The following is a 7,649-nucleotide window of genomic DNA, read 5'->3' as shown; positions in this document are numbered from 1 at the left end:
TGCCACGTTTTTTAACGGGGTCGAGAGCCTCCAATAAGCAGCCGGCAACTCCCCTCCGCCGACCACCGTAGCATGCCCCGTTTCTACCGCGCACAGGCGGGCCAAGGCCCTTGATCGTTTTTTTAAGATGTCGCGCTCCTGCTTCAGGACCGCATTCTCCCGCCGCAGCCGCTTCAGCTCGGCATGCAGATCGACCGGCGCCTCGCTTGGCTCACTGGCATCGCGCTCATGGCTTAGCCAACGCGTCAGCGTCGATAAGCCAATGCCCAGATCCTCCGCGATCTCCCGCCGCGTCCGGCCGCTGGTCAGTGCCAGCCGCACCGCTTCGCGCCGGAACTCCGGCGTCGGCCTGTTCCCGTTTCCCATAGAACACCTCCTGGTTCCTCAGTTGGTGCTCTCCACTTTTCCCGGGCAAGTCCATTCTTGTTCGCCTTCACATACGGGCGAACGTATTCCGGCGACATCAGCCGCACCTCATGGCCTTGCTCGCGGAACTGGCGACCGAGATGGTGGGCGCCACAGCAGGCTTCCATTGCCATAACGCAGGCCGGCATTCGCACCGTCAACTTCATGATGCTGTCACGACGCATCCGACGCCGCAACAGCACGTTCCCGGCCCCATCCAGGCCGACGACGCTGCAAACGTCCTTTCCAAGATCAATACCAAGAACCTTGATCCCATTCATCGACTCGCCTCCGTGGGATCCTCGCCAAAGACGCAATCATGCGCCTAGGGAAAGGGGCGAGCCATTCCATAAGCTTTCCGGCCGAACTGGCAGCCATCCAGGCGAGGCTCCCGGCGAGCACCGAGATCGAACTCTGGTGGCTGACGAAGCCCGAATAGGGCAGAAGAACGAGGTCACGCGGCGCTGGGCCAAACGGGGCACGCGGCCTTCGGCACCAAGCGACCAGCGAACCATGTGAGCCTACATCTTCGGAGCCATCTGCCCCAAAAAGGGCAAGGGCGCCGGCCTCGTCCTGCCCTACTGCGACACGGCGGCCATGAACGAGCATCTCAAGGAGATCAGCCTCGCCGTCGATCCCGGCACTCATGCCGTTCTCATTCTCGACCAGGCCGGCTGGCACACCACGCCGAAGCTGGTGGTGCCGGCCAACATCACCTTGATGTTCCCCGTCCAAGGCGCCGGAGCTGAACCCGGTCGAGAATGTTTGGCAATTCATGAGGGACAATTGGCTGTCAAACCGCATCTTCGTCGACTACGACGACATCATCGCCCACTGCTGCGACGCGTGGAACAAGCTCGTCGATCAACCATGGAGAATCATCTCCATTGGGATGCGAGATTGGGCGCACCGGTTCTGATCAGTGCACGTTGGTATAATTGAGACCTGTGCGCGGGGGCTTGGAGTTCAGAGTTCAGCGCTGAGGGGTTTGCCAGTCTGCCGCAGACTGGGATTTCGGTTTCCGACAGACGGTTTCGAGGCGCTTTTGTCCTCCATCGGCCGTTGGCGGACACACGTGTCCCGCCCTCATGCCGTGCGCTCGCGCAGGATGTTTCGCGTTCGCGTGAGATTGAAGGCGATCGCCGTCAGCCGCACCTGAAGTCCAGCTTTCGCAAGTCCGATCCACCGCATGCGCCGCAGACCGTAGCTGCGCTTCCACGTGCCGAAGACCTTCTCGATCCGGCGGCGGACATGGCCGACCTCGCCGTTCCAGGCTTCGAGTTTTGCGAGAGCCTCGGGTCCGCCCCAGACCGATCGACCGGGCAAACGAGAGGAGCCGCCAGCATCCCTGATTAAGGTCTCGTTGCGCACGCTTGCATAGGCCAGATCGGCGTGGACGTTGCCGGGCTCGGGCGGCAGTACGGCACCGAGCATGCGCCCGTCGTTGACGTTGGCCGGCGTCATCTCGATACGCCGGACGATTCCGCCATCGGCATCGGTCGCCACATGCGCCTTGTAGCCGTGCACGGCCGCCTTGCGGCGATGGCCGACCCAGCGGGCTTCCCTGTCCTTGGTGATGCTGGCGGAGGCAATGATGGTCGCGTCCACCAGCGTGCCGGTCTTCACCATGACGTTCTTCTCGTCGAGCTGGCGCGTCACCGCTTCGAAGAGGATTGTGTCGAGGCTATGCCTCACGAGCTCCCTGCGGAACCGGACGAAGGCGGTGCGCTCCGGGGTCGGCTCGCTCGCGGCAAAGCCACAGAACCGGCGGAACGAGGCCCGGTCGTCGAGGGCCTCGGCCAGCTTCACATCCGACAGGTCGTACCAGACCGACAATAGTAATGCCTTCAGCATCGCCAGTGGCGGCCAGGCCTTCTCACCCGCCGCGGAACGGTAGATCGGTGACAGAGCCTGGTCGATCTCGGACCAGTCGATCAACCCGGCGATGTCGTCCAGGGCACCAAGGCTCCGCTTTGCCTCCGCGTCTCCAAGTCGAAGAGCTTCTTGACCAATGCGACGCCGCGCCATGACCCGATCCTCCGTCCGAAGAACCTCAGTGAATCAACGATACAGGCCTACGGCAAGCCCCCGCGCACAGGTCTCATAATTACCTGGCGCTGTGTCTCGTCCCCCGCGTCGGAAGCTAGTCCACTTCTTCGGCTACGCGCATTGCGGCGTGCCAATAAGCCGCAGCCTACGTCATGCCAAATACCAGCAACGATGCTCCAGTCCTATTGCTTCATTGCCCAACTCTCCGCCACCCTCGTCTCATCGTGCGCCTCAGGCAAATCCGCTTTATGCCATATGCAGAAGCTGGCTGGCTCAATTCTCGGAAAGGTAGCGTTACATGACATCAATTGGCCTTCGTGGTCTGGCTGCTGCGGCGGTAGTTGCAGGAATGATGGCGCCGGTGATGGCGCAGGTACCGGCCCCTGCCCCATCCTCACCGCCTTTGGAACAGCAGATACCGGAGAACGACGATTCTGTGGTGGCCACGGTCAATGGTCAGCCGATCTTAAGATCGGAGGTCTTGGAAGTGATTAGCGGCTTGCCGCCACAATACCAGCAGGTGCCGATTGGGATACTGATACCCCAGATGGCCGAACAGATTGCTGCCGTCCGGCTCGTTGCCGAGAAGGCGTATAAGGCTGGACTTCAGAGCGATCCAGAGGTGCAGGCGCGCTTGAAGGAGGAGGAACGCCGCATTATCGGGGACGTTTGGTTACAGCGCGAATTGGATCGCCGCATGACCGACCGAGCATTTCAAGAGGCCTTCGAGGTCTACCTCGCAAACAATCCACCACAGGAGCAGGTGAAAGCGCGCCACATCCTGGTGGAGAGCGAGGACGAAGCCAGAGAACTTATTGAGCGGCTTGTGAAGGGAGCCGAGTTCGGGGATCTGGCCAACGCAAATACGACCGATCCATCTGGAAAGCAGGCGGGAGGCGATCTCGGATGGTTTGCAAAAGGCCAGATGGTGCCTGCATTTGATGCGGCTGCATTCGAACTAGACGCCGGTGAATTTACGACAGAGCCGGTCAAGACGCCGTTCGGATGGCATGTGATCCTGGTCGAGGAAAAGCGCACTCCTCCGCAGCCGACTTTGCAGGAGATGAAGCCGCAGCTTCACCAACAGCTGGTCCGAACTCTGGTGCCTCAGATCATGGCTGAGGTAAAGCAAGGGGCCGACATTCAGGTGATGGACGTGAAGGACGACCTGCCGAGTTCTCCCGAGACAGCACAGGCAGGACCGATTTCCGGCACCGCGATCGGAAAACCGGAAGCGCAGCAGTAATGGATAGGGAAGCTCAATCCGTTGACTCGCGGCACAACCGCGCGATCCCACGCGTTCACCGCACCACCACCTCTGCTCCCACATCAACGCGCTCGTAAAGGTCGCTGACGTGCTCGTTGAGCATCCGAATGCAGCCGTTCGAGACGGCCTTTCCGATTGGTGATGGCTCGTTGGTGCCGTGGATCCGGTAGAGCGTGTCCCGGCCGTCCCAGTAGAGATAAGTGGTCTGCCGATCGGCAGCGCGAGCAACACACGACAGGGCGGGTATCTTCATTCCCCTGGCATTCCGCTCCGGCGAAGCCTTCCAGTTCAATTGGAGCGAGGACCATGCCTTGATCGGCGCTGATCGAACCAAGCTGCAGGTCGCTGCATATAGCAGGCGGCCGCATAGCGCCGGTAACAAAACCTCGTCGCCGCGGTTCACGCCTGATGCTTACCGTGACGGACGAGGCGGCGTTCGAGCGTGCCCCGGCGCAGAACCCCGATCATCTGCCGGCGCGGGTCTTCCACGCCCTGAGCCTGTCGCAGGAAGGGCGCCGTGACGAGGCGGCGACCGCCTGGTCGATGGCTGCGGACGAACGCCAGGCGATGATCGAGGGCATGGTGTCGCAGCTTGCGAGCCGGCTGGAAACCAACCCCGACGATGTGAAAGGATGGAAGCGGTTGATCCGATCCTATAGGGTTCTGGGTGACGCGGACGCCGCGGGCGCGGCCTATCGCACGGCGCGCCGGACCTTCGCCGCCGATTCCGCGGCCGGCCGGGAAATCGCCGCTTTCGGCGACGAGCTTGGGCTGACCGCCGAGGGAGAGACGCAGACACAATGACCCGCAAGCAGAAGCGCCTCGCCTCGATCGCCACGATCCTCGTCGTCATCGGCGGCGCGGCGGCGCTCGTCCTGACCGCCCTGTTCGACAGCGTCGCCTATTTCCATTCGCCGAGCGACATCGTCGCCAAGGCGCCGGCGCAGAGCCAGCGCATCCGGCTGGGCGGCCTGGTGGAGGCCGGCTCGGTCGTGCGCGACGGCTCGCAGCATGTCAGCTTCAAGGTCACCGACTCGCTGGAGAGCGTCGAGGTCGCCTATACCGGGCTGCTGCCGGATCTGTTCCGCGAGGGGCAGGGCGTCGTCACCGAAGGCACGCTGGGGCCGGACCGCATCTTCATCGCCGACACGGTGCTGGCCAAGCATGACGAGACCTACATGCCGAAGGAGGTCGTCGACGACCTGAAGGAGCGCGGGCTCTGGGAGGACGGCAAGGGCATGGTGAACAAGGACACGCCCGAGGCCGTGGTGACGCAGACGTCGGGGGCCGGCTCGTGATCGTCGAGATCGGCCATTACGCCCTGATCCTGGCGCTGTCCCTGTCGCTGGTGCAGTCGGTGCTGCCGGCGATCGGCGCGCGCAGCGGCGACGCCCGGCTGATGGAAACCGGCACCATTACCGCGACCGGTGCCTTCGTTCTCCTGATGCTGTCCTTCTCGGCCCTGACGGCGGCCTATGTGACGTCGGACTTCTCGGTCCTCAACGTCTTTCAGAATTCGCATTCGCTGAAGCCGATGCTCTACAAGGTCACCGGCGTGTGGGGAAACCACGAGGGCTCGATGCTCCTGTGGGTCTTGATCCTCAGCCTGTTCGGTGCGCTGGTGGCGTTGTTCGGCCGCGACCTGCCGGCCAGCCTGAAGGCCAATGTCCTGGTGGTGCAGGCCTGGATCACCGCCTGCTTCCTGCTCTTTATCCTGACCACGTCGAACCCGTTCACCCGCGTCTTTCCGGCGCCGATGGAGGGGCAGGACCTCAACCCGATCCTGCAGGACATCGGCCTCGCGATCCATCCGCCGCTCTTGTATCTCGGCTATGTCGGCTTCTCGATCGCCTTTTCCTTCGCCGTTGCCGCGCTGATCGACGGCCGCATCGACGCGGCCTGGGCGCGCTGGGTGCGGCCCTGGACGCTGACGGCCTGGGTGTTCCTGACCGCCGGCATCGCGATGGGCTCCTACTGGGCCTATTACGAGCTCGGCTGGGGCGGCTGGTGGTTCTGGGACCCGGTGGAGAACGCCTCCTTCATGCCGTGGCTGTCCGGCACCGCGCTGTTGCATTCGGCGCTGGTGATGGAAAAGCGCTCGGCCCTGAAGATCTGGACGATCCTCTTGGCGATCCTGACGTTCTCGCTGTCGCTGCTTGGCACCTTCCTGGTGCGCTCGGGCGTCCTGACCTCGGTCCATGCCTTCGCCACCGACCCGACCCGCGGCGTCTTCATCCTCGCCATTCTCTGCCTCTTCATCGGCGGGTCGTTGGCGCTGTTTGCGCTCCGCGCCTCGTCGCTGGAGGCGGGCGGCCTGTTCGCGCCGATCAGCCGCGAGGGGGCGCTGGTCGTCAACAACCTGTTCCTGACGACGGCCACCGCGACGGTGCTGGTCGGCACGCTCTATCCGCTGGTGCTGGAAGTCCTGGGCGGTGCCAAGATCTCGGTCGGCGAGCCGTTCTTCAACCTCACCTTCGGCCCGCTGATGGTGCCGCTGCTGTTTGCCGTGCCGTTCGGCCCGCTCCTGGCCTGGAAGCGCGGCGATCTGCTGGCCGCGGCGCAGCGGCTGTATTTCGCCATCGGCGCGGCGATGCTGACCATCCTGATCGCGGTGGCGCTGACGTCCGGCACGCGCATCCTTGCGGCCCTCGGCTTCGGGCTGGCGGTCTGGCTGATGGCGGGCGCGCTGACCGATCTGTTCGTGCGGGCGAACTTCGCCAAGGTCGGCTGGCGCACGGGCCTTGCCCGCATGCGCGGCCTGCCGCGCTCGGCCTTCGGCACGGTGCTGGCGCATTTCGGTCTCGGCGTGACGGTGCTCGGCGTGATCACCGCCTCGGCCTTCCAGACCGAGACCGTGACCGCGATGCGGGCCGGGCAGACGGTGAATGCGGGGGGCTACGAGGTGCGCTACGAGGGCGCCCAGCAGCGGCAGGGGCCGAATTACGAGGAGCAGGTGGGCACGTTCACGCTGCGCCGCGACGGTCTCGATGCCGGCACGATCGAAAGCGCCAAGCGCTTCTATCCGGCGCGGCAGATGCCGACGACCGAGGCCGGAATCCACACACGCTGGTTCTCGCAGCTCTACATCTCGCTGGGCGATCCCTCGCCGGACGGCGCGTCGATCGTGGTGCGCGTCTGGTGGAAGCCGCTGATCACGCTGATCTGGATCGGCGCGATCTTCATGGCGGTGGGCGGCACGGTGTCGCTGTTCGACCGGCGCCTGCGGGTCGGCGCGCCGGCGCGCAGCCAACCTAAGCGGAAGATCGTTGCGAGAACAATCGCATAAGGCGTTTTTCCGACATTTCCCGGTGCTGGCCCGTGCGGCCAGTATCAAAACCGGTCTTAAAAGGTCCAAATGGCAGCACGCCATTCCGGGCGCTAGAGCGTCCGGTAAGAAGTGTGAATCGGATGGTTCCGCTTGGCCGCGTATTCTGATTCCTTGTGTGCGGGAGGATACGCACCATGGGAAGATCGGTTTCATCGGACTTGCGGCTTCGAATAGTTCGTGGTGTTGCGGCTGGCGAGACGCGGCGTGCGGCGGCGGCGCGGCTTCAGGTTGCGCCATCGACCGCGGTGAGAGTTCAGGCCCGTTACGCTCGCACGGGTTCCGTGGAGCCGGCCAAGCAGGGTCGTCCTGCTGGATCTGGCAAGCTCGGGCCGCATCGGCTCGCCATCGTCGAGAAGGTGAAGGCCAGACCCGACATCACCATGCCGGACCTCGCCGCCTGGCTGGAAGAGCTGCACGGCGTGACGGCCGATCCGTCCAACCTTTCCAAGCTCCTGCGCCAGGAAGGGTTCAGCTATAAAAACGTATGGCTCGCCCCGCCTGCAAGCGACTCTTTGACTGCTTTTCAGTCTGCGCCAACGTATCCGGTCTCGGGGCCATGATCCTCCCCGGCCAAGATGGAGCTTTCGCACGTACCGGTCC

7 protein-coding genes and 4 pseudogenes are annotated in these 7,649 nt (G+C 63.8%); 7 read left to right on the top strand and 4 right to left on the bottom strand.

What is annotated here, in order from left to right:
• Both H9Q09_RS22100 and H9Q09_RS22095 read right to left on the bottom strand, forming a co-directional pair.
• Positions 1-366, bottom strand: a 366-nt coding sequence (locus H9Q09_RS22100) for a transposase (RefSeq protein ID WP_246716289.1), incomplete at its 3' end; no start/stop codon positions are given.
• Between the two features lie 53 nt (positions 367-419).
• Positions 420-686: pseudogene (locus H9Q09_RS22095) on the bottom strand (IS110 family transposase); the annotation flags it as partial.
• A gap of 125 nt (positions 687-811) precedes the next feature.
• Here H9Q09_RS22095 and H9Q09_RS22840 point away from each other — a divergent pair.
• Positions 812-1,324 (top strand): annotated as a pseudogene (locus H9Q09_RS22840) (IS630 family transposase); the annotation flags it as partial.
• A 167-nt stretch (positions 1,325-1,491) separates the two neighbouring features.
• Here the strand turns inward: H9Q09_RS22840 and H9Q09_RS22085 are convergent.
• A complete protein-coding gene (locus tag H9Q09_RS22085) occupies positions 1,492-2,343 on the bottom strand; it encodes an IS5 family transposase (RefSeq protein WP_246716287.1) in 852 nt (283 codons plus the stop codon).
• Between the two features lie 409 nt (positions 2,344-2,752).
• Between H9Q09_RS22085 and H9Q09_RS22080 the strand changes: the two genes are divergently transcribed.
• Entirely contained in the window at positions 2,753-3,700 is a 948-nt protein-coding gene (locus H9Q09_RS22080; RefSeq protein ID WP_187392862.1) for a peptidylprolyl isomerase, read from the top strand.
• 55 nt (positions 3,701-3,755) lie between these two features.
• On the opposite strand, the pseudogene H9Q09_RS22075 reads toward H9Q09_RS22080, so the two are convergent.
• Positions 3,756-3,920 (bottom strand): annotated as a pseudogene (locus tag H9Q09_RS22075) (L,D-transpeptidase); the annotation flags it as partial.
• Positions 3,921-3,922: 2 nt separating this feature from the next.
• Here H9Q09_RS22075 and H9Q09_RS22730 point away from each other — a divergent pair.
• The 5 genes and pseudogenes from H9Q09_RS22730 to H9Q09_RS22055 form a co-directional block, all read left to right on the top strand.
• Positions 3,923-4,080: pseudogene (locus tag H9Q09_RS22730) on the top strand (IS21 family transposase); the annotation flags it as partial.
• 49 nt (positions 4,081-4,129) lie between these two features.
• Positions 4,130-4,525 (top strand): hypothetical protein, encoded by a 396-nt coding sequence (locus H9Q09_RS22070; RefSeq protein WP_187392861.1) that lies wholly within the window; start codon positions 4,130-4,132, stop codon positions 4,523-4,525.
• Entirely contained in the window at positions 4,522-5,019 is a 498-nt protein-coding gene (gene ccmE, locus H9Q09_RS22065) for a cytochrome c maturation protein CcmE (protein ID WP_187392860.1), read from the top strand. Before H9Q09_RS22070 ends, ccmE begins: the two co-directional genes overlap by 4 nt.
• Positions 5,016-7,007, top strand: a complete 1,992-nt coding sequence (locus H9Q09_RS22060) for a heme lyase CcmF/NrfE family subunit (RefSeq protein WP_187392859.1) — start codon at positions 5,016-5,018, stop codon at positions 7,005-7,007. The genes ccmE and H9Q09_RS22060 overlap by 4 nt, the downstream gene beginning before the upstream one ends.
• Positions 7,008-7,183: 176 nt before the next feature.
• Positions 7,184-7,609 carry a helix-turn-helix domain-containing protein gene (locus H9Q09_RS22055; protein WP_187392858.1) on the top strand — a complete coding sequence of 142 codons (426 nt, stop codon included), beginning with the start codon at positions 7,184-7,186 and terminating at the stop codon, positions 7,607-7,609.
• Positions 7,610-7,649: the final 40 nt, after the last annotated feature.

The sequence above is a fragment of the Aurantimonas sp. DM33-3 genome (genome assembly GCF_014334315.1).
GTDB lineage: Bacteria > Pseudomonadota > Alphaproteobacteria > Rhizobiales > Rhizobiaceae > Aurantimonas > Aurantimonas coralicida.
Note: the sequence above shows the minus strand (reverse complement) of the source record. Positions and strands in the feature narration are given on the sequence as shown.